Here is a 21,242-nt window from a genome sequence, read left to right as displayed (position 1 = left end):
GGTTCAATTCAGAGCCTCTCCTCCGGCGGATGCCCGCCGGAGGAGAAATTGACTACAGTCAGTTGATCGGGCCGCTTTCACCGGGCTTGCCGGGAAGCTGCTCGGGGAACAGCTCGTAGTCGCCCTGCTTGTCGGCGGCGACGTAGACGCGTTCGCGGATGATCGTGTCCTCGGCCCAGTTGAACATGAAGATCGGCGCGCCTTCCGGAATGTTGGAGAAACGCTTGTTGATGATCAGCGCGCCCGGATATTCGGTCAGGCCAATCGTATCCAGCTCGGTCGTCGCGACCTTCTGGTACTGCTTCATCAGATCAGCCCGTTCGTCATTGTCGTTGCTGGAGATGAACTTGTTGACGATGTCCACGAGTTCCTGCTCGAAGGGCATCAAATCGACCGTGCCATCCGTTCCTGCCCGGTGATGCCAGCTCGTGCGCGGACCGGTCGGGGCAAGCTGGGTCGTATTCTGCACGACCGAGGTCAGTTCCTGATCGTTGCGGCGGACGAGCCAGTCGAAGCGCCCGGCATACTGTGTTGCGTCACGCTTCGCGCCGTCGATGGTGTTGAGCACGACCTTGAGACCGACCTGCTCCATCTGGCCGACCAGACCTTCCGCGAGATTGCGATCGGTGCTGTAGTCGGAATTCACCAGAAGCACGATCTGTACGTCTGATCCGCCCGCTGTGCCAGCAGGGAAATTGACGGCGCCATTGCCGTCCGTGTCCTTCAACCCGACCTTCTCCAGTAGCGCCTTGGCGCCTTCCAGATCGAACGGATAGTACACAGTCGAGGCGCGGTCGTAGAAGCTCGTGCCCGAGGAAATGCCGCCGGGATAGATCGCGGTGAAGGGCCCCTTGACGAGGGATTCGCCGTGCTTCTTGCGATCGATGGCCATGGTCACGGCCTTGCGGAAATCGACGTTGCGATTGAGCTCGCGCACTGCCTTCGCCCGCTCGTCCGGCTCGCCCCAGCCATTGGCAGAGAAGTTCATGCGCAGATTGTAGCCGATCAGGCGGGCGCCGAAGGCCAGTCGCGCGGGAGCCGTTTCTTGTGCGGCGCGCTTCAGCGATTCCACGAAATTTTCCGGCTGCTCCAGGTTGGAGAAATCGCCGGAACCGGCGATCGCCTGGACGTCGCGGTCGGCCCAGGTCGACAGCTTGTAATGCAGTTCGTTGAGATAGGGCAGCTGATTGCCCTCTTCGTCCACCTTCCAATAGTAGGGGTTGCGGCGAAGCACGATAACGTCGTCCGAGCGGTACGCGACAGGCACCCAGGCGCCCATGACCGGCGTGTTCAGGTATTCCGGCGGAAACCCGTTCTTATATTCGTCATAGGTGGTGCCGGCATATTTTGGATGCTTGGTCTTCAGAATATGCGACGGGCCGGGGCAGAAGGTTCCGTAGGCCATCGTATAGAGATGCTGGCGCGGGAACGCGTCCTTGAAGGTCCATTCGATCGTGTACTTGTCGATCGCCTTCAAGGTCGTGCCTTCTCCGAAGGTTCCGGGCGTCGCACCGTTCAGCGGCGAGACGTTCGGATCGACGACGTTGTCGTCCCAGTAGAACATCACGTCCTCGGCGTCGAAGGCGTCGCCATCCGACCATTTTGCGCCTTCGATCAGTTTCATTGTCAGGGTGCGGCCATCTTCCGACCACTCCCAGCTTTTGGCCAGGTTCGGCAGCGGCTCGACGTCCCCGGCCTCGACCTGGAAGAGCGGCGCAGTGCGCGTCAGGCACTCGAACATGCCGATATCGATGCCGCCCCAGCCCTGCGTCTGGCCGGCGCTGTAGTTCCAGCCTTCGGGCCTGCCGCCGATCACATGGCGCATCGTGTCGCCATAGACGCCGACGCCGTCGGGCATGTTGCCCGTCTTGAAGACCATCGGCTCCTTCGGCAGGCGCTCGGCTACTGGCGGCAGTTTTCCGGTCTTGACGAATTTTTCGGTGACCCATTCCGGCTCGCTATATTCCGGCAAGGCCCTGAACTCGAGGATCGAGTCACGCGCGACATAGTTGATCTTGCCCTGCGCCGGAAACGGCGGCGGTTCGGGCACGACGGTCGGCTCGGAGGCCGAGGCATGGATGGTGAACGCCGATACGCCAAGCAGAAGCGCGGCGACGGTTTTCATTCGGCAAGAAATGTTCATTGTCCTGGTTTCTCCCTTATGCTTCAGGCCTGCCGCGATGGCATGGCCCTCCTCCTACAAGCATCGAACGAAGCGGTATTCCGCTTTCATAAATGACAGCGCAGTGCGTAGGCGCATTGCCGAGATGCAGCCTGTCCGCCCGGTTCTCCGGACATTGGCTTATCGCAACCAATGGCTCAGCCAGCCGCGCGCAACTTCATGGCTTCCTTTTCGGCCCTGATCTCTTCGATAGACCGAACCTCGCGGCGGGCGACGCCCTTCCATTCCCGCGTTTTTACCGTCGCCCGGCTCAGCCGCTCCTTGGCTCCCTCGGTCGCATGGGCGTATTGCGGCAGCCACTCAGCCTGCGCCACCACCATCTCGTCGACCATCTGCCAGACCTCTTCCGGCGTGCAGATGGCGCCGACCAGCGGATCGTGCAGCACGGCCAGTTTCAGGAGATCAATGTCTCCGGAGATCGCCGCGTGGACTGACATGCGCTGGACATTGATGGACGAAATGCAGGTAGCGGCACAGGCTTCCGGAAGCGTGATCCCCGCCACCATGTTGATGCCGAAGCGATCGACGAAGCCGGGCGATTCAATGATGGCGTCGGATGGAAGATTGGTGATCACGCCGTTGTTCTTGACGTTGAAGTGCCCGCGATAGACCCGCCCGGTCTCGAGCGCCTCCAAAATATGGCTGGCGTGCTCGTTCGAGCGGCGCGCCGGATCAATGGGCTTTCCCGCATCTTCGAGGAATTGCGGGAACTCGGTTTCGAACCAGTTCCGGGTTTCGGTCGAATAACGCAGATAACCGCCGGTTTCACCATGGATCCAGTCTGACATGTCGATCCACTTGGCAGTCTCCTCCGGCCGCTTGCGGTACCAGGGCAGGTATTCCGACAGGTGGCCGTTGCTTTCCGTCGAATAGACGCCGAAGCGCTTCAGCACGTCGATCCGAAGTTTTTCCTGCTGAGAGTACACCGGATGTGCCTCGAAGGCGGAGACGAGTTCGTTCTTACCGATCTTACGGCCCTTGACGCGAAGGTCGACAAACCAGGTCTGGTGATTGATGCCGGAGCAGATATAGTCGAGTTCGCCCTCCTCGGCGCCGAGGATCTCGGCGATCTGCTCGGCCCCATGCTGGACCCCATGGCAGAGACCGACGGTATCGACCTTGCCGTATTCGATCGCCGCCCAGGTGTTCATGGCCATCGGATTGGCATAGTTCAGGAATTTCGCGCCAGGCTCGGCGAGTTCGCGGATATCCTTGCAGAAATCCAGAATGACCGGGATGTTGCGCTGGCCGTAAAGAATGCCGCCGGCGCAGATCGTATCGCCGACGCACTGGTCGACGCCGTATTTGAGCGGAATGCGGATGTCGTCGGCGTAGGCGTCGAGCCCACCAACGCGCACGCAGCTGATTATGTAGCGAGCATCCTCGATCGCCTTGCGGCGATCCGTGGTGGCGGTAACACGGGTGGGAAGCCTGTTGGCCTCGACGACCCTGTCGAGGATCGTCTTGATCATGCCGAGATTATGCTCGCTCACGTCGGTAAGCGCGAATTCGACGTCGCTGAACTCCGGCACGCAGAGAATGTCGGTGAAGAGTTTTTTGGTGAAGCCGACGCTGCCGGCTCCGATGATAGCGATCTTGAAGCTGCTCACGCCGTCCTCGTCTCTGCTATAGAATGAATTAGAATAGGCAGGGTAAAATCAAAGCACCGAAACCGGCGGTTGCACGAGCGCCGCGATGCCTTTGCTTCCTCCCTGTGATGCCGTTTCATTCGGCCATCTTGCCATGTTTGGGATCAGTATGCGCATAATGCGGAGCCTCGCTAGAGAGGTATTATGCTTTCAAGGGTAATTTTGTGCTCAAGAAACTGATCGACAACGGCGCTGGCATGCGCACGGTTTCGCTGCCGCGCGGACGCCACAGCCTTCACACCATGCCGACCAGCACGGGCTATGAAATCCGCACGGATGCGAGCTACGACTGGGATGGCCGCAAGCGCGGGCAAACGCCGTTTACGGTGCTGCAGCATACGATCGCCGGCGCCGGCAACCTGCAATACGAGAACCGCAACTACCGGATCCGCGAGGGCGAGACGCTTCTGCTCCTCATCCCGCACAACCACCGCTACTGGCTGGAACAGAACGGGCGATGGGAGTTCTTCTGGATTTCCATGAACGGCGACGAGGCCCTGCGCATTCACAAGGCCATCCTCGCCGCGACAGGTCCGATCCTGAAGTTGAAGCCGGAGACGATCGAGCATCTCGCCGATTGCAGCCTGCGTTTGATATCAGGCGGCGCCGATGCCCCGGGCAGCGCCTCGGCGATAGCCTATGAGGCGGCGATGGCGCTTTTCGATGACGTATTCGGCTCGCATCCCGTGCTCAGCCTGGAATACCGCACGATGCAGCACGTCATCGATCACATCGCGGCCAATCTGGACCAGCCCCTCCCGGTCGGGGACCTGGCCAAGGTCTCCGGTCTCAGCCGGGCGCACTTCTCGCGCGTCTTTGCGGCCAGCGAAGGCATGCCACCAGCCGAATTCGTGCTGCGCAAGCGGCTGCAAAGAGCGACCAAGCTTTTGACAAAGACGGCTGACCTCTCTGTCAAGGAAGTCGCCATCATGTCCGGCTTCGAGGATCCGAATTATTTCGCCAAAGTGTTCCGCCGCTTCTTCGGTGCCAGCCCGACTGAATTCCGCACCACCGGAATGTATGCGAGCGTTCCGGCAGCATCATAAAGCCAATGGCGACTGGCTAATCGGCTGTCGATGGGGCTTTCTTACCTGATCGCCACCCGCCGGAAGTCGGATGGCGACATTCCGGCGAGCTTCCGGAAGGATTTGTTGAAGGCGCTCAGCGAGCCGAAGCCGCTCTCCATGGCGACCCGCAACACATTGGCGTCTTCTTTCATCAGCAGGGCCTGCGCGTAGCTGAGACGCAGCAGGTTGACGTATTCGTTCAGCGTCATGCCGGTCGATTTTTTGAAGACGTTCATCGCGTATTTGGGATGGATGTCGGCCGCTTCCGCTATATCGACGGAGTCGATCTCGTAGAGGAAATTCTCGGCGATGAAGTCGCACATGCGCCCGACATTGCGCGAAGATTGCTGATCGAAGGCGCCGGCGACGTCCCCGCCGGTCAAGGCTTCGGGCACGAGCCGGTAGGGCTCGAACCGCACCCGCTCCAGCCGCAACAGAAGCTCGTTGACGGCGTGCTGGGCTTTGACGGGATCGCCCGAACGCGCATAGCGGTTCCAGCGCTCGAAATTGTGATCGTCGGACGGATCGGTGGCGTTGGTCACCAGTGCGGCGCCCGTCATCAGGCGGTGCCGGATATCGGCCGGCAGATGCAGCCGGAAGAAATGCACCAGCGGCAGGTGCGCACCGGCGTAGACGGCGTCATCGGACGCCTCGTCCATCTGGTGCGGCAGGCCGCCCCAGAACAGGCACATGTCGCCCGCCGAAAGGGAAATCTCGTGATCGTTCATACGGTAGTGCACGTTGCCGCGCACAATGAAATTGACCTCGACCTGCGCGTGCCAATGCGGCTTGAGCATCACCAGCGGACGAGTGTGGAACATCTGCAGAACCAGCGGCCAGCCTTCCACACTGCTGGCGCCTGGCTGGTAGAACGGCCTATCCGATATCTTACTTTCCGCCAACTCCACTTTCCCTTTGTCGAGGACAGCCCCTTTTTTCCGCCTAGTCTAACCTCGCTCACGCTGAGAGCAAACGAAATGGGAGGACTTCATGCGTACCAAACTGGCATGCGCCACGCTTATGCTTGCCCTGGGCTCCGGCCCGGTCTTCGCGCAATCGGGGGAAATCACCATCTGGAGCTGGAACATCGCCGCTTCCTCGCTGAAGGCCACGGTCGCCGGCTTCAACAAGCAGTTCCCTGACGTGAAGGTCACGGTCGAGGACCTCGGAAACCAGCAGACTTTCGACAAGACGCTCGCGGGATGCGCCGCCGGCGGCGCCGGGCTCCCGGACATCCTTTCGATCGAAAACCACGAATCGGAAATCTTCTGGAGCCAGTTTCCCGATTGCTTCGTCGACTTGAAGACGCTGGGCTACACCGACGAGATCGCGGCGAAATTCCCCGACTTCAAGCGCACCGAACTCGAAGTCGACGGCAAGGCTTACGCGATGCCGTGGGATTCCGGTCCCGTCGCCATGTTCTACCGCCGCGACTTCTACGAGAAGGCCGGCATCGACCCGGCAACGATCAAGACCTGGGACGATTTCATCGCCGCGGGCAAGAAGATCCAGGAAGCCAATCCCGGCGTCACCATGACTCAGGCCGACATAAACGGCGACACCGAATTTTTCCGTATGATCGCGAACGAGCAGGGCTGCGGCTATTACAGCAAGGATTCCCAGGCAATCACGGTCAACCAGCCGGGCTGCGTGACCGCGCTGGAGAAGGTCAAGGCGCTTAAGGATGCCGGCGAATTGATCGCCGGAACCTGGGACGAGAAGATCCAGGCCAACAAGGCCGGCACAGTGGCCACGCAGATGTATGGCGGCTGGTACGAGGGAACCATCCGCTCGACCGCGCCGGACCTCGCCGGCAAATGGGGCGTCTACCTGATGCCTTCCGCCACCGCCGACGGGCCGCGCGCCGCCAATCTCGGCGGCTCCTCGCTCGCCATCACCTCGGCCTCTGAGAACAAGGAAGCCGCCTGGGCGTATCTGAACTACTCGCTCGGGACCAATGAGGGCCAGGTGACCATGCTGAAGGAGTTCGGCCTGGTGCCTTCGCTGCTCAGCGCGCTGGACGACCCGTATGTGAAAGCGGAACAGCCCTATTGGGGCGGCCAAAAGGTGTGGGTCGACATCCTGTCCACGCTGTCCAAGGTCAAGCCCAGCCGCGGTACGCCGTTCTTCCAGGACGCCGACAAGATCATGGTCGCCACGCAGCTCAAATACCTGAACGGCGAGTATGCTGACGCGAAGACCGCGCTCGACGACGCGGCCAACCAGATCGCGGGCGCAACCGGGCTGCCGATCGCCGAATAGAAGCGACGGCGCGGCCGGGCGGGCCCTTGGCCCGCCCGGCCATCCAACCGCACCTGGAATCCGATCATGCGGCTACGCACGCGGACGGCCTATGCCTTCCTGACACCCTATCTGCTCGTCTTCCTGACGTTCTGGATATGGCCGATCGCCAATTCGTTCTGGCTGTCTTTCCTGAACACCCGGTCGGCGAACTGGACATTCAATCCCCGGATGACCTGGGGCCGGCTGCTCGTCGATCCGGCTTTCGCCAACGCGCTCTGGAACACGCTGCTGATACTTGTGATCCAGGTGCCGGTCATGATCGCGCTGGCGACGGTGCTTGCCGTCCTCCTGAACTCGCCGATCCTGAAGGCTCGGGGGCTGTTCCGCTTCGCCTTCTTTGCGCCTGTGGTGGTCGGCGAGGTCGCCTATGCTGCGATGTTCCGCCTGCTGTTCAATGAGTTCGGCATCATCAACAAGTTGCTGGTGGCCACCGGCCTTGCCAGCATTCCATGGCTTTCCGATCCGAATGCGGCGATGGCGGTGATCATCATCGCGCTCACTTGGCGCTGGGCAGGATACAACGCCATCATTATCCTCGCCGGGCTGCAATCTATACCGGAGGACGTTTACGAGGCCGCGACGCTGGACGGCGTCTCGAAGGTCCGGCAGTTCTTCTACATCACGCTGCCGCTGCTCAAGCCCGTCATCGTGCTCTGCGTGGTTATCTCGGTCATCGGCACGATGCAGCTCTTCTCCGAGCCGTTCCTGATCACCAATCGGGGCGGCCCCGGCCAGGCGACCGAGACGCTCGGACTATTCCTCTACCGCCAAGGCTTCGGCGCCTTCAATTTCGGCTACGCATCGGCGATTGCCTACACCATCACCGCTCTCGCCGTCGCCATCTCGCTCCTCAATCTCTGGCTTGGAAAGGAACGCGAATGAGAAGCAAATCCTCTGCCGAACGCAGGCGCGGGATCGCGCTCCACGCGGCGCTCTTTCCGCTCGCCCTGATCTGGCTGTTCCCGTTGTGGATGATGTTCGTCTTCTCGACCCTGCCGGAAAATGGCATCTTCAGCCGCGACATCATCCTCACGCCGTCCGACCAATTCGTCGAGAATTTCAATCTTCTGGAGAGCGACACCGGCTTCATCCGGGCGACCACGATCTCGATCCTGGTTGCCGCGGCCTACACTTTCCTGTCCGTCGCCCTGACCTCGATGGCCGGCTGGTCGCTCGCCTGTTACCGTTTCGCGGGCAAGGGCGTCGTGCTGGCGACGATTTTGGGCACCCTGACGCTGCCTTACTTCGTCGTCGTCATTCCGCAATTCATCATGGTGGCGCGCGACTTCGGGCTCCACAACACCTTGTTCGCGCTGATCGTGCCGCCGCTGTTCAATTCGCTCGGCGTCCTGTTCATGCGCCAGACCTTCTCGATGATGCCGCATGAATTGTTCGACGCGGCCCGCGTCGAAGGCGTCAAGGAATGGCGCATCTTTCTCTTCATCGGCCTGCCGCTGGCGAGGCCGGCAGTCGCCGCGCTGTCCATCATTCTCTTCCTCCATAGCTGGAACAACTATCTGTGGCCGCTGCTGATCAACAGCAAGCCGGCGATGATGACCGCGCCGGTGGCGCTCGGCAGCCTGATCGGACTGACCAAGGTTTCCTGGGGCGGCATCATGACCGGCGCGGTGATGCTGACTGCGCCGATGCTGGTCCTGTTCGTCGCCCTGCAACGCCACTTCGTCGCCGGCATCTCCGCCGGCGCGGTCAAATAGGAGGGGCCGCGTGGCCGCAGTTTCGCTCAACAACGTCGTCAAGAAATTCGGTACGATGAGCGTCGTCCACGGCGCCAGCCTGGAAGTTGCCGACGGCGAATTCGTGGTCTTCGTCGGTCCCTCGGGCTGCGGCAAGTCCACCCTTCTGCGCATGATCGCCGGGCTCGAGGATATCTCGGCCGGCGAGATCGTGATCGGCGGCAGGGTCGTCAACGATGTCGAGCCCGCCGAGCGCGGCATCGCCATGGTGTTCCAGTCCTACGCGCTCTATCCGCATATGACGGTCGAACAGAACCTCTCCTTCGGCCTGCGCATGAATGGCAACGACAAGGCCGACACGCAACGCCGTGTCAGCCGGGCCGCCGATATCCTGCGCATTTCCGAACTCATGCACCGCCGGCCGCGGCAATTGTCCGGCGGGCAACGCCAGCGTGTCGCCATCGGCCGCGCCATCGTGCGCAACCCGCAGGTGTTCCTGTTCGACGAGCCGCTGTCCAACCTCGACGCCGAATTACGGGTGCAGATGCGGGTCGAGATCGCGCGCCTGCACAAGGAACTCGGCGTCACCATGATCTATGTGACGCACGACCAGACCGAGGCGATGACGCTGGCCGACAAGATCGTCGTGCTGCGCGCCGGCAATATCGAGCAGATCGGCCGCCCGCTCGATCTCTATGACGACCCTAACAATCAGTTCGTTGCCGGCTTCGTCGGCTCGCCCCGGATGAATTTCATGGCCGGCACGGTCGTGGAGAACAGCAGCAGCGTAGTCACGGTCAAGCTCGCCAACCAGGGCGGCGCGCTACTGAGAAAGCCTCTCGGCGGTCCGCTGCCGGCAATCGGCGCGGCGGTCGTGCTTGGCGTGCGCCCCGAGCATTTCGGGCTGGCCGGCAGGGGCGACAGCGACATCACGGTCAAAGTCGACGTTGCCGAGCATCTGGGGTCGACCAGCTACGTCTACGCCAATGCCGGCGGCGGCGAGGAACTTGTCATCGAGCGCGAGGAATCGCGGCATGAGGCAAGCCTCGACCGGATGACCGTCTCGCTGCGGGCGACCCATACCTACCTGTTCGACAGCGCCGGCCTGAGGCTGCGCTGACCTGTTTGCATCCGCCGCAGCGGCGCGGCGACCGGGCTTGCCCGGCTTCATCCAAGGAGATTTTCATGAATTCTGCGTCTTCACCCGTACGCTGGGGCATTCTCGGGCCGGGCAATATCGCCAAGGCGTTTGCCGGCGGCGTCGCTCATTCGCGAACCGGCAGGCTGGCGGCCATCGCCACCCGCAATCCAGGCAGGCCCGGCCTTGCCGAGGCTTTCCCGGGCGCGCGCGTCGTCGAGGGATACGAAGCGCTGCTTCGTGACCCGGACATCGACGCGGTCTATATCGCCATGCCGCATCCAAGCCACGCCCAATGGGCGATCAGGGCCGCCGAAGCCGGCAAGCATGTGCTTTGCGAAAAGCCGATGGGGCTGACCGCCTTCGAGGCCGAAGCGATGATCCATGCCGCGCGCAAGGCCGGCACGTTCCTCGGCGAAGCCTTCATGTACCGCTTGCATCCGCAGACATTGAAGCTGGTGGAACTGGTCAGGTCCGGCGTCATCGGCGAGGTGCGCATGATCAAGTCGAGCTTCGGCTTCGCCATGCCCGGCTTCATGCCCGAACACCGGCTCTATTCCAACGAACTCGCCGGCGGCGGCATTCTCGATGTCGGCGGCTATCCTGTTTCGATGGCGCGGCTGATCGCCGGCGCCGCTGCCGGGCAGCTCTTCCTGGAGCCGGACAAGGTCCGCGGCACAGCCCATCTCGGCAAGTCCGGCGTCGACGAATGGGCCTCCGCCCTGCTGCGTTTCCCGAACGGCATCGTCGCGGAAGTTTCCTGCAGCATCTCCCTGAACCAGGACAATGTGCTCCGGATCTTCGGCACCACGGGCCGCATAGAAGTCGCCGATTTCTGGTACGCCGGTGGCAAGGAAGGCGGCACTGGAAAAATCAGCATCATCCGGCCGGGTAACGGCAGCGAGATTGTCGAGGTCGCCGAAAGCGGCTGGCTCTACGCCTTCGAAGTCGATGCCGCTGGCGATGCCATTCTGGCGGGAAAGCAGGAGTTCGCGTGGCCCGGCATGGGCTGGGCCGACAGCATCGGCAATCTTACCGTGCTCGACAAATGGCGCGCGGCCGTCCGGCTCGAATACGACGTCGAAAAGACCGAAAGGCGGGTCAACACGATCTCCGGGCGGAAGCTCGGCCCCAATGGAACCGCTATTCCCAAACGCCGGATACCCGGCCTTGCCCGTCCGGCCTCGGTTCTGGCGCTCGGCTTCGAAGATTTCCGCACTTTCTCGTCGGGCTCGATACTGCTCGACGCCTTCTACGAAGCCGGCGGCAATCTCTTCGACACCGCCTTCGTCTATGGCGCCGGCAAGACCGAAGCGCTGCTGGGCGACTGGCTGAAAAACCGCGGCGTGCGCGAAACCTCCGTCGTAATCGGCAAGGGCGCGCATACGCCTCTCTGCTATCCGGACGTGATCGGCAAGCAACTCACCCAGTCGCTCGATCGGCTCAAGACCGACTATGTAGACATCTATTTCATGCACCGCGACAATCCGGATGTGCCGGTCGGCGAGTTCGTCGACGCGATGGACGCCGAGGTGAAGGCAGGCCGCATCCGCGGACCATTCGGCGGCTCGAACTGGACGCGCGAGCGCATGGACGAGGCGATCGCCTATGCCGACAGGAACGGCAAGCAGCGGCCCGGTGCGCTGTCCAACAATTTCTCGCTCGCCGAGATGCTTGAGCCGATCTGGCCGGGTTGTGTCACATCCTCCAGCGACGAATGGAAGGCCTGGCTCACAGCCCGGCAGATGCCGAACTTTGCCTGGTCGAGCCAGGGCCGCGGCTTCTTCACCGACCGCGCCGGTCGCGACAAGCGAAAAAACGAGGAACTGGTGCGCGTCTGGTATTCCGACAGGAATTTCGGCCGCCGCGACCGTGCGGTCGAGCTGGCCGCCAGGCTAGGCAAGAGCCCGATCCATGTGGCGCTTGCCTATGTGCTGGCGCAGCCGTTCCCGTCCATCCCGCTCATCGGTCCGCGCACGCTTGGCGAACTTGACGACAGCCTGCGGGCGCTCGACATCTCGCTTTCGCCGGATGATCTTAAATGGCTGGATGGGGTCAAATGACTCCGGACCGGTGAGTTGCTGCAGCGGAGCCTCGACTGCATTCGGCAGCAACGGTCAGACGGGCTACCGAAACTTTGACATTTTCGTCCAAAGCTCAGCCTCCACGCCAGCTGTATTGCGGCTCGTAACCGAGAAGCCGCCTCGCCTTTTCGATCGACAGCAGTGTCTCGTTGCCGCTTGCGCCTTGCGCCAGCGGCACGCCGGGATAGACCTCCGCCATCAGTTCCGCATTCGGCCGCGACATGACCGTGTCGGTATTGGCGATGACGAAGATTTCGGCGCCCCTGATCGGAGCTTCGAGCGCCCTTCGAATCGCCTGGGAGGCGTCGCGCGCGTCGATATAGGCCCAGAGGTTCCATTTCCTGAGGCGGGCATCGGCGTCGAACGAAGGAAATCGCGCGTAGTCTCCAGGCTCCATGACATTGGAGAAACGCAGCCCGATGATCTTAAGCTCAGGATCCCAACGGCAGAATTGCTTCGCCATTTCCTCGCCAAGCAGCTTGGAAAGCGAGTAAGCGGTCTCGGGCCGGCCGGCATAGTCCTCGTCCACAGGGGCATAGGGCGGCGGCTTGTCGAACGGAAGACCGAGCACGGTTTCGCTCGACGCCCAGACGACATTGCGGATCTTGAGGCGCCGGGCTGCCTCGAAGACGTTGTAGGTGCTGAGCGTATTGACCTTGAAGGTTGCCGCGTTCGGCTGCTTGCCGGGCGCCGGGATCGCTGCCAGATGGACGAGCGCTTCGATCTCGCCAAGCCGGTCATCGACCCCCGCCAGAACTTCGAATGCCTGGCCGAAATCGGTCAGGTCCGCCTGTACGAAGGGGCAATTTTCCTTGGCGGGCGGCATGGCGTCCACGTTCAAGACCTCATAGCCATGGCTCAGCAGGTCCTCCACGCATGCACGGCCGAGCTTGCCGCTACCGCCTGTTACGACCACACGCGTCATTTGCCATCTCCCCTGCGTTCGAAACTGCTATTGGGCGCGACAATGGCGAAAATTTATGGCCATTGCTATGGCACATCTTTGGCGGCGCCGGGTCCCTACCGCTCTTGCAGGCGCAAACCGAGATAGCGATCCAGCATGCCGGGATTGTCGAGGAGGTCCGACGACTGTGCGCGGTGGGCGATAATCCCGCGCTCGATCAGCACCGCCTCCTTCGTCAGCCTGAGCGCCACGTTGGCGTGCTGCTCAATCAGGACAAGCGCAATTCCATCCTCGGCCATCTGGCGGATCGCAGCGGTGAGTTCTTCGACGATGATGGGTGCAAGCCCTTCCAGCGGCTCGTCCAACAGGAGGACAGCGGGATTTGTCATCAGCGTGCGGGCGATCGTCAGCATCTGCTGCTCGCCGCCGGAAAGCTGGTGGCCCATGTTGACGCGCCGTTCCTTCAGCCGGGGAAAAAGCCCGTAGACAGCGTCGAGATCCCAGCGGCCGCGCCGCCATCCCACCTTCAGGTTCTCCTCGACGGTCAGCGAAGGAAAGATCTCGCGCTCCTGCGGCACCCAACCGAGGCCCATCCATGCGCGCTTGTGCGGCGGCAGGCGCGAAATGTCCCTGCCGTTGAACAGGACCGAGCCGCGCACCAGCGGGACGAATCCCATTGCAGTCAGAAGCAGCGTCGTCTTGCCGACACCATTGCGGCCGAGCACGGCGAGGCTGCCATGCGCCGGCAGCGCAAAGGACACGCCGTCCAGCACGACGGCCTCCGCGTAGCCGGAGCGCACATCGCGGAATTCCAGCAGCGGCTCAGGCATGGCTGGCTCGCCCCAGATAGACTTCGCGGACCCGCGGGTCGCTGCGCACGACCGCAGGCTCGGCCTCCAGCAGCACGCCGCCAGAGACCATAACGATGATGCGCGTTGCGAAGCTGAAGACGATATCCATATCGTGCTCGATGAAGAGCACGGAGATGTCATCGGGAAGCGCGGCGATGACGCTGAAGAGCGCCGCACTCTCGCCCTTCGGCACGCCCGCAGCGGGCTCATCGAGGAGCAACACCTTGGGCCTGGTGGCGAGCGCCAGCGCAATCTCCAGCAGCCTCTGCTGGCCGTAGGGCAAGGTGCGCGTCGGGCGGATCGCGACCTCGGCGAGTTGCAACTGGCGCAGGATCTCAAAGCCCTCGTCGATTGCCTCGCGATGAGCGGTGAGGCCTTTCCAGAACTGCCCGGCGAGCCGCTCGCGTTCGCAGATCGCCAGCGTGACCGCCTCGATCGGCGCAAGGTCGGGAAACAGCGTGTTGATCTGGAAGGTACGTGTCAGACCGTAGCGTACCCTCGCCATCGTCGGGTCCTGTGTAATATCCCTGCCGTCCAGCGCGATGCGCCCAGAATCGGCGCGCATCTCGCCGGTGATCAGGTTGATCAGCGTGGTCTTGCCGGCGCCGTTCGGGCCGATCAGCGCATGCCGCGCGCCGCGCGGCAACTCGATGGTGACGTCGCGCGCCACCTTGAGCGAGCCAAAGCTCTTGCACAGCGCCTCGGTGCGCAGGGCTGGCTGTTGCGTCTCCATCAGTCGCGCTCGCCCGCGAGCCGCGCCAAGCCGCCGAGGATGCCTTTCGGCATGACGAGAACGACAACCATCAGCAGCAGTCCGATCCAGAAGTACCAATATTGCGGGTTCATGTCGGCGAGCTGGTCGCGCGCCACCATGAAGATGATGGCGCCGATCACAGCCCCGTAAAGACGCCCGGTGCCGCCGAGTATCAGCATCACCACCACGTCGGCGGACCGCTGGAAGCTCAACGTGTCGAGTGAAACGGTGTCGGTGGTCTGGGTAAGCAACGCGCCCGCGCAGCCGGCCACGGCAGCCGAAATTGTGTAGATCTTCTGCAGGTGGCCGCGATAATCCGAGCCGACCGCCGGCATGCGTCTCACGTTCTCGCGAATACCGCGAAGCGAAAGACCAAAGGAGGAATGGACGATACGCCGGCTGAGCACGAGGCCGAGGAAGAGCGCGGCAAGCGCGTAGCCATAGGCGGTGTAGCCCCACAGATCGAAGCGGAAGACGCCGAGGATCGGCCAGGTCTCGACGCCCTGGAGGCCGTCCGTGCCACCGGTCAGCCAACTCATCGAATTGGCCAGTTCATAGGTCAGGAAGCCGAGGCCGAGGGTGATCATTATCAGGGCGAGGTGCTGGACACGCACGATGATGAAGCTCGCGACGTAGCCGACCAGTCCGGCGAAGGCCGCCGCAAAGATGAGGCCGGTCAGAGGTTCGCCCCAGCCGGCCTTGCTGATCAGGCCGGCCGCATAGGCGCCGAGACCGAAGAACATTGCGTGGCCGAGCGTTATGATGCCGGCATAGCCAAGCACAAGATCGACGGAGACGGCGAAAAGCGCGGTGACGGCGATCTGGCTGGCCAGCGGCAGGTATGTCTGAAACAGGAAGAACGGCAGCAGTGACGCGACCCAAAAGGCGATCTCGAAGGCCGACCAACGGCCCTTGCGCTCCAACCAGTCGTGCGGATCAGCGAGTGTGGGCGTCTCGACCGTCATTGCGCAGCTAACGCCTCCCGAACAGGCCGAGCGGCCGCACGAAGAGGATCGCCACGAGCAGCAGGTAGATGAGGAACGAGCCGATCTCCGGCACGAAATATTTGCCGGCCACATCGCAGATTCCCAACAAGGCAGCGCCGAAGAAGGAGCCCGCGACCGAGCCGAGACCGCCGACAGAGACCACGATCAGCACATAGACGAGATAATGGAAGCCGAAGGACGGATCGAGCCCGACGATCTCGATCGCCAGCGCCCCGCCGAGGCCGGCCAGCCCGCTGCCAAGTGCGAAGGTGACGGCGAATATCTTCTCCACATCGAGACCCAGTCCCTGGGCGACGCGCTGATTGTCCACCGCAGCGCGTATGCGGGCGCCGAGCCGGGTGCGTTCCAGCCCGAACACGAGAAGCCCGGTGACGGCCAGCGCCACGGCGATGATGAATATCCGATAGGCGCCGAGCCGCAGCCCTGCGACCTCGACCGAGCCGCGCAGCCAGCCGGGAAGCTGGATCACCTGCTGGACTGTGCCGAAGGCGTACGTCGCCATCGCGGTGGCGACGAAGACCACGCCGATGGTGAACAGCACCTGGTTTAGTTCGCCGGCCCTGTAGAGCCGGCGAAAGAGCGTCCGCTCGAGTAGGATGCTGATTGCTGCGGCCGCAAGAAAGGCGGCCGGCAGTGCGGCGAGAAAGGGCAGGCCGAGCCCGCGCATAGCCGTCACGGCGACATAGCCGCCCAGCATGCCGAACGCACCGTGCGCAAGGTTGATGAAGTTCATCAGCCCGAGCGTAACGGAGAGGCCCACGGACAGGACGAACAGAAGCATTCCGAAGGCGAACCCGTCGAAGAGGACGATGGCAAGCTGACTGATCACGATCCGCCCTTGGACCCGGTTCGTGCTACTTCGCCCCGTGCAGCGGATCCTTCACGTCCGGGATTTCGTGGATGATGACGTTCTGGAGCTCTCCGTCAACCTCCTTCACCTCGCGGATGTAGACGGTCTGCACGACGTCGCGCGTCTCGGGGTCGATGGACATCGGCCCGCGGGGGCTCATCCAGGACATGCCCTTGGCCGCCTCCAGCAGCGCGTCGCCGCTGGCGTCGCCATTTGTCTTCTTCAGCGCCTCGTAGATGAGGTGCATCCCGTCATAGCCGCCTATCGAGAACAGATCCGGGCTGCGCCCGTTATTCGCATCGCGATAAGCCTTCACATATTCATTGTTCAACGGATCGTCGCGCTCCAGCGTATAGTGGAACGTCGTGATGATGCCCTTTGCCGTCTCACCCATGCTTTCAAGCGCTTCGGGATGCGTCAGCTCGCCCTGGCCGAAAAGCTTGACGCTGGGGGGCGTGAGACCGCGGTCGGCGAGCGCCTTGCCGAGGGCCGCCGGCTGTGCGCCGCCGGGAATGAACACGTAGACGGCTTCAGGATTGGCGTCCTTCACGCGCTGGACGAAGGCAGAGAAATCCGGATTGGCGACCGGCGTCTTGTCGGAGCCGATGATCTTGCCGCCGGCCTCGGTGAAGCCTTTCGAGAACGAGCTTTCAGCGTCATGGCCCGGCCCGTAGTCGGAGACGAGCGTGTATGCCTCCTTGATGCCCCCCTGCTCGGCCGCCCATTTGCCGAAGACGTAGTTGACCTGCGGGATCGTCACCGATGTGCGGACGATATAGGGCGATTTCTCGGTGACGACCGACGTGGCGGCGTTCATCACCACCATCAGTTTCTGGGCCTCCGCGGAAACGTCCGCCGCGCCGAGTGCTTCAGGCGTCAGCGCGAAACCGGCGAGGATGTCAACTTGATCGCGCACGACCAGTTCCTGGGCGACACGCTTGGCGACGTCCGGCGCCGGGCCGCCGGTATCCTTGCGGACGATCTCGATTTTCTTGCCGGCGACCTCATCGCCGTTCTGCTGCATATAGAGCTTGATGCCGGCCTCGAGCTGGTTCGCGGCGTCGGCGAACGGACCCGAATAGGGCAGGATGACGCCGATCTTCACGGTTTCCTGCGCGAATGCACCCGAGGACAAACCCAGGCCCACGGCCACTACGGCAGCTGTTCTTCTTATAGACATGCCAAAATCCTCCCTTGCCTGCATACCTCCCGAGCCGTGAGCGCTTCACGGCTGCCGACCAAATGTATACAGTTGTTGCCTCATAAGCCAAGGGGCGCAGGCAAAGGGACCATCATTGCTTGCGCCAGCGAGCAGCTCCAGCGCGCAACGATTGCAGAGCGTCGGTTCCGGCGCACAGGAGCGGCGAAAAGGTACATTTGTGCCTGACAAAGCATTGGGGGGTCCCATTCTGTCGCGAACCGGCATTGCTTTGGTCTGGCCAGGTGGCGATCACGGCCATGGCGCCCATATCTGGTGGAACTGGTGACAAGCGCTTGGAAGTAAGCGTCGACCGACGACGCTGTTGACACTGCAGAGACGCCAGAACAGTATACAGGCTGCATGCAGCGGCAGCGTCATTGCTCTGTGGATGAAAATATGGAGCGTCAGAAAATGAGCCAGGTGGCGGAGCTTCCTTCGGCGTCGGAAGCCGACAAGGGCCAGTCGCGAACGGTAAAGGCCCTACTCATCATGCGCGAACTGATCCTTGAGGGCGCGCTCGCGCCAGGGAAACGCATTTCCGAGCTTTCGGTCGCGGAGCGAACCGGGATTTCCCGCACCCCCATTCGCGCGGCGCTGCAGCGGCTCGAAGAGGAAGGCCTCGTCGAAACCATTCCTTCCGGCGGCTTCGCGGTGAAATCCTTCTCGCAGCAGGATGTATTCGATGCCATCGAGATCCGCGGCACGCTGGAAGGTCTGGCCGCGCGTCTTGCGGCGGAGCGCGGCTCGATGGCGCGACTTGGACCGCTCAATGCTTGCCTGCAGGAACTCGACGAGGTGGTCGAATCCGCCATTGCCACCGAGGAAGGGTTCTCCCGCTACGTGACGGCGAATGCGCGCCTTCACGCGCTCATCGTCGATATGGCGGAAAGCCCGACGCTGGAGCGGCAGATCGAAAGGGCGGTTTCCCTGCCTTTCGCCTCTCCCAGCGGCTTTGTCATGGCCCAGGCACTGATGCCGGAATCGCACAGGGTCCTTTTTGTCGCCCAGGATCAGCATCGCTGCGTCGTCGAGGCGATAGCCAATCGCGAGGGTGCTCGCGCCGAAGCGATCATGCAGGAACACGCCCGCCTCGCCGGCCGGAATCTCAGGCTTGCGTTGCACCATGAGAAGGCGCTCGAACGCGTGCCGGGCGGCGCGCTCATTCGCAAGGTCCGATGACAATGAACTGGTCGCCCGCTCGCGCAGATATGAACCGAATGGCCGGCACTTCGGACCATGCGGTGCTGGCGCGGTTCCTCGGAAACTACTCCGTCGAAGTCACCGCGCGTGACGCCGACGCAGCGGTGCATCGCTTGCCGCCGGGCACGGAGGTGTTCATCGCCAATCTGCCGAAGGATAGCCCCGATATGCTGGTGGCTGCCGCCGCTCGATTGCACCGGGCCGAACTGGTCCCCGTCCCCCATATCGTCGCGCGCAAGATTCGCGACCGCCGTGAATTCGACGATCTGGTCGGTCGGCTGGCTGACGAAGCGGGAGTGGACCGCGTTCTGGCCCTCGGCGGTGACCATGACCGGCCCACGGGTGAATTCGACGCAAGCCTGCAACTGATCCGGACCGGATCGTTCGAGCGGCATGGCATCCGGCAGATCGCGATCGGCTGTTATCCCGAAGGCCATCCGCGCATTGCAAACCAGGTGCTGCAGGATGCTTTGGAAGCAAAGCTCGCCGCCATCGCGGAAAGGGGCCTTGCAGCGCGCCTTGTGAGCCAGTTCGCGTTCAAGCCGGAGCCGGTGCTGGACTTCGCGCGCGAGCTTCGGGCCGCGGGCGTTTCGGCGCCCTTGCGGATCGGCGTCGCCGGCCCTGCCCAGCGCGCCAAATTGGTGAAATATGCGATACGCTGCGGCGTCGGCGCGTCGTTGCGCGCCTTGACCGAGCGCAGGCAACTGCTGGGCGGCCTTCTCCGCGCCGAAACACCCGAAAAATTGCTGACGGCGATCGCCCTCGCCCATCGCGACGACCCGTCGCTGCGCTTTGAGGGCGCCCACTTCTTCACATTCGGCGCACCGGAACAATCGATCGAATGGGCGAATAGCCAGATCGAGGACGGCAGGAACGCTGCTGTACAGCCAACAATCAATTCGAGGCATCAGGGAGGTATGAGCCATGAAGAATCTTGAACAACTGCTGAGCGAAACCGACAACACCGTCGACATGCTCCGCAATTCCCAGATCGGAGCCTACATCTATCCGGTGGTCCCCAACGAATTCACCAGCTGGCGCGACGAGCAGTGGGCCTGGCGCAACACGGCGGTGCTGTTCGATCAGACCCACCACATGGCCGAGCTGATGATCGAAGGGCCGGACGCGCTGAAGCTCGTCTCGCATCTCGGCATCAACAGCTTCACCAATTTCCCGGTGAACCGCGCCAAGCAGTTCGTGCCGACGAGCTACAGCGGTCACGTCATCGGCGATGTGATCCTGTTCAATCTCGCCCAGAACCAGCTGTTGATCGTCGGTCGTGTTCCGACAATCAACTGGGTCGAGTTCCACGGCAAGACCGGCGGCTACAATGTCCAGATGGAGCGGGACGACCGCTCGCCCGCGCGGCCCGGACCGAAAGCCGTGTTCCGCAAGCGCTACCGCTATCAGGTGCAGGGACCGAACGCCTGGAAGATACTGGAGAAGGTTAATGGCGGCCCGATCCCCGACGTCAGGTTCTTCACGATGGATGCGATCAACATCGGCGGCCGCAAGGTGCGATGCCTGCGCCACGGCATGTCCGGCGCGCCCGGGCTCGAAGTCTGGGGTCCATACGAGGAGGCGGAAGAAATCCGCAATACGATCTTCGAAGCGGGCAAGGAATTCGGCATGCGGCTGTGCGGCTCGCGCGCCTACGCCACCAACACGCTGGAATCGGGCTGGATCCCCTCGCCTCTGCCGGCCGTCTACACTGACGAGCGGATGAAATCCTATCGCCAATATCTGCCGGCCCAGGGCTATGAGGGCCTTGGCGGTTCGATCGGCGGCAGCTTCGCCTCGGAGAACATCGAGGACTACTACCTCACGCCTTACGAACTCGGTTACGGCCCGTTCGTGAAGTTCGACCACGATTTCATCGGGCGCGAGGCGCTGGAGAAGATCGCCGGCAAGCCGCACCGCAAGAAGGTCACCTTCGCGTGGAACGCAGACGACGTGGCGAAGGTATTCCGCTCGTTCTTCGAGCCGGGCATCGAGAACTACAAATATATCGACGTGCCGAACGCCAACTACGCGTCCGCCAATTACGACATGGTTCTGAACGGCAGCAAGATGGTTGGCCTCTCGATGTTCGCCGGCTACTCCTATAATGAGCGCTCATACCTGTCGCTTGGCATCATCGACCCCGATATCCAGATCGGCGATGTGCTGACGCTCGTCTGGGGTGAAGAGAATGGCGGCACGAAGAAGACGACTGTGGAGCCGCACAAGCAGACCGAAATCCGGGTCAAGGTCTCGCCGGCTCCATATTCGCGCGAAGTGCGCGAGAACTATGCCGAAAGCTGGCGCACGCGCCAGCCGGCGGAGTAGCAGCGTCGACGGCACGCGCGCCCCGTGGG

Annotated in this window: 18 protein-coding genes; 9 read left to right on the top strand and 9 right to left on the bottom strand. The window is 62.5% G+C overall.

What is annotated here, in order from left to right; all coding sequences use genetic code 11:
- Positions 1–58 precede the first annotated feature (58 nt).
- A complete protein-coding gene (locus G6N73_RS02695; protein WP_165023017.1) occupies positions 59–2,143 on the bottom strand; it encodes an ABC transporter substrate-binding protein in 2,085 nt (694 codons plus the stop codon).
- 176 nt (positions 2,144–2,319) lie between these two features.
- Positions 2,320–3,792 carry an alpha-galactosidase gene (melA, locus tag G6N73_RS02690; protein WP_165023014.1) on the bottom strand — a complete coding sequence of 491 codons (1,473 nt, stop codon included), beginning with the start codon at positions 3,790–3,792 and terminating at the stop codon, positions 2,320–2,322.
- 236 nt (positions 3,793–4,028) lie between these two features.
- Here melA and G6N73_RS02685 point away from each other — a divergent pair, with 236 nt between their 5' ends.
- A complete protein-coding gene (locus tag G6N73_RS02685) occupies positions 4,029–4,877 on the top strand; it encodes an AraC family transcriptional regulator (protein ID WP_165023582.1) in 849 nt (282 codons plus the stop codon).
- A gap of 41 nt (positions 4,878–4,918) precedes the next feature.
- On the opposite strand, the gene G6N73_RS02680 is transcribed toward G6N73_RS02685, so the two are convergent.
- The gene (locus G6N73_RS02680; protein ID WP_165023579.1) at positions 4,919–5,785 is read right to left on the bottom strand and encodes a helix-turn-helix domain-containing protein; all 867 of its coding nucleotides are present in this window, start codon (positions 5,783–5,785) and stop codon (positions 4,919–4,921) included.
- A gap of 103 nt (positions 5,786–5,888) precedes the next feature.
- Between G6N73_RS02680 and G6N73_RS02675 the strand changes: the two genes are divergently transcribed.
- The 5 genes from G6N73_RS02675 to G6N73_RS02655 all read left to right on the top strand — a co-directional run bounded on the left by G6N73_RS02675 (position 5,889) and on the right by G6N73_RS02655 (position 12,097).
- Positions 5,889–7,160, top strand: a complete 1,272-nt coding sequence (locus G6N73_RS02675) for an extracellular solute-binding protein (protein WP_165023011.1) — start codon at positions 5,889–5,891, stop codon at positions 7,158–7,160.
- Between the two features lie 66 nt (positions 7,161–7,226).
- Positions 7,227–8,084 carry a carbohydrate ABC transporter permease gene (locus G6N73_RS02670; RefSeq protein WP_165023008.1) on the top strand — a complete coding sequence of 286 codons (858 nt, stop codon included), beginning with the start codon at positions 7,227–7,229 and terminating at the stop codon, positions 8,082–8,084.
- Entirely contained in the window at positions 8,081–8,917 is an 837-nt protein-coding gene (locus G6N73_RS02665; RefSeq protein ID WP_165023005.1) for a carbohydrate ABC transporter permease, read from the top strand. The genes G6N73_RS02670 and G6N73_RS02665 overlap by 4 nt, the downstream gene beginning before the upstream one ends.
- 10 nt (positions 8,918–8,927) lie before the next feature.
- Positions 8,928–10,016 (top strand): sn-glycerol-3-phosphate ABC transporter ATP-binding protein UgpC, encoded by a 1,089-nt coding sequence (locus G6N73_RS02660; RefSeq protein WP_165023002.1) that lies wholly within the window; start codon positions 8,928–8,930, stop codon positions 10,014–10,016.
- A 65-nt stretch (positions 10,017–10,081) separates the two neighbouring features.
- Entirely contained in the window at positions 10,082–12,097 is a 2,016-nt protein-coding gene (locus G6N73_RS02655; protein ID WP_165022999.1) for an aldo/keto reductase, read from the top strand.
- Between the two features lie 94 nt (positions 12,098–12,191).
- On the opposite strand, the gene G6N73_RS02650 is transcribed toward G6N73_RS02655, so the two are convergent.
- The 6 genes from G6N73_RS02650 to G6N73_RS02625 form a co-directional block, all read right to left on the bottom strand.
- Complete coding sequence (locus G6N73_RS02650) at positions 12,192–13,043, bottom strand: NAD-dependent epimerase/dehydratase family protein (protein ID WP_165022995.1); 852 nt, start codon at positions 13,041–13,043, stop codon at positions 12,192–12,194.
- A 95-nt stretch (positions 13,044–13,138) separates the two neighbouring features.
- Positions 13,139–13,852 carry an ABC transporter ATP-binding protein gene (locus G6N73_RS02645; protein ID WP_165022992.1) on the bottom strand — a complete coding sequence of 238 codons (714 nt, stop codon included), beginning with the start codon at positions 13,850–13,852 and terminating at the stop codon, positions 13,139–13,141.
- Entirely contained in the window at positions 13,845–14,606 is a 762-nt protein-coding gene (locus G6N73_RS02640; RefSeq protein ID WP_165022989.1) for an ABC transporter ATP-binding protein, read from the bottom strand. The genes G6N73_RS02645 and G6N73_RS02640 overlap by 8 nt, the downstream gene beginning before the upstream one ends.
- Positions 14,606–15,592 carry a branched-chain amino acid ABC transporter permease gene (locus G6N73_RS02635; RefSeq protein ID WP_165022986.1) on the bottom strand — a complete coding sequence of 329 codons (987 nt, stop codon included), beginning with the start codon at positions 15,590–15,592 and terminating at the stop codon, positions 14,606–14,608. The genes G6N73_RS02640 and G6N73_RS02635 overlap by 1 nt, the downstream gene beginning before the upstream one ends.
- A gap of 7 nt (positions 15,593–15,599) precedes the next feature.
- Positions 15,600–16,415 carry a branched-chain amino acid ABC transporter permease gene (locus tag G6N73_RS02630; protein WP_206078637.1) on the bottom strand — a complete coding sequence of 272 codons (816 nt, stop codon included), beginning with the start codon at positions 16,413–16,415 and terminating at the stop codon, positions 15,600–15,602.
- A gap of 73 nt (positions 16,416–16,488) precedes the next feature.
- Positions 16,489–17,664, bottom strand: coding sequence for an ABC transporter substrate-binding protein (locus tag G6N73_RS02625; RefSeq protein ID WP_165022980.1), 1,176 nt, complete (start codon positions 17,662–17,664; stop codon positions 16,489–16,491).
- Between the two features lie 432 nt (positions 17,665–18,096).
- Between G6N73_RS02625 and G6N73_RS02620 the strand changes: the two genes are divergently transcribed.
- Genes G6N73_RS02620 through ligM form a run of 3 tightly spaced genes read left to right on the top strand, consistent with a single transcriptional unit; the run spans position 18,097 to position 21,213 of the window.
- Positions 18,097–18,864: a GntR family transcriptional regulator gene (locus G6N73_RS02620; protein ID WP_165022977.1), complete on the top strand. Its 768-nt coding sequence runs from the start codon at positions 18,097–18,099 to the stop codon at positions 18,862–18,864.
- Between the two features lie 38 nt (positions 18,865–18,902).
- Positions 18,903–19,823, top strand: coding sequence for a methylenetetrahydrofolate reductase (locus G6N73_RS02615; RefSeq protein WP_246251577.1), 921 nt, complete (start codon positions 18,903–18,905; stop codon positions 19,821–19,823).
- Entirely contained in the window at positions 19,810–21,213 is a 1,404-nt protein-coding gene (gene ligM, locus G6N73_RS02610) for a vanillate/3-O-methylgallate O-demethylase (protein WP_165022970.1), read from the top strand. Before G6N73_RS02615 ends, ligM begins: the two co-directional genes overlap by 14 nt.
- The last annotated feature ends 29 nt before the right edge of the window (positions 21,214–21,242 follow it).

The sequence above is a fragment of the Allomesorhizobium camelthorni genome (assembly GCF_011045125.1).
Taxonomy (GTDB): Bacteria; Pseudomonadota; Alphaproteobacteria; order Rhizobiales; family Rhizobiaceae; genus Allomesorhizobium; species Allomesorhizobium camelthorni.
Note: the sequence above shows the minus strand (reverse complement) of the source record. Positions and strands in the feature narration are given on the sequence as shown.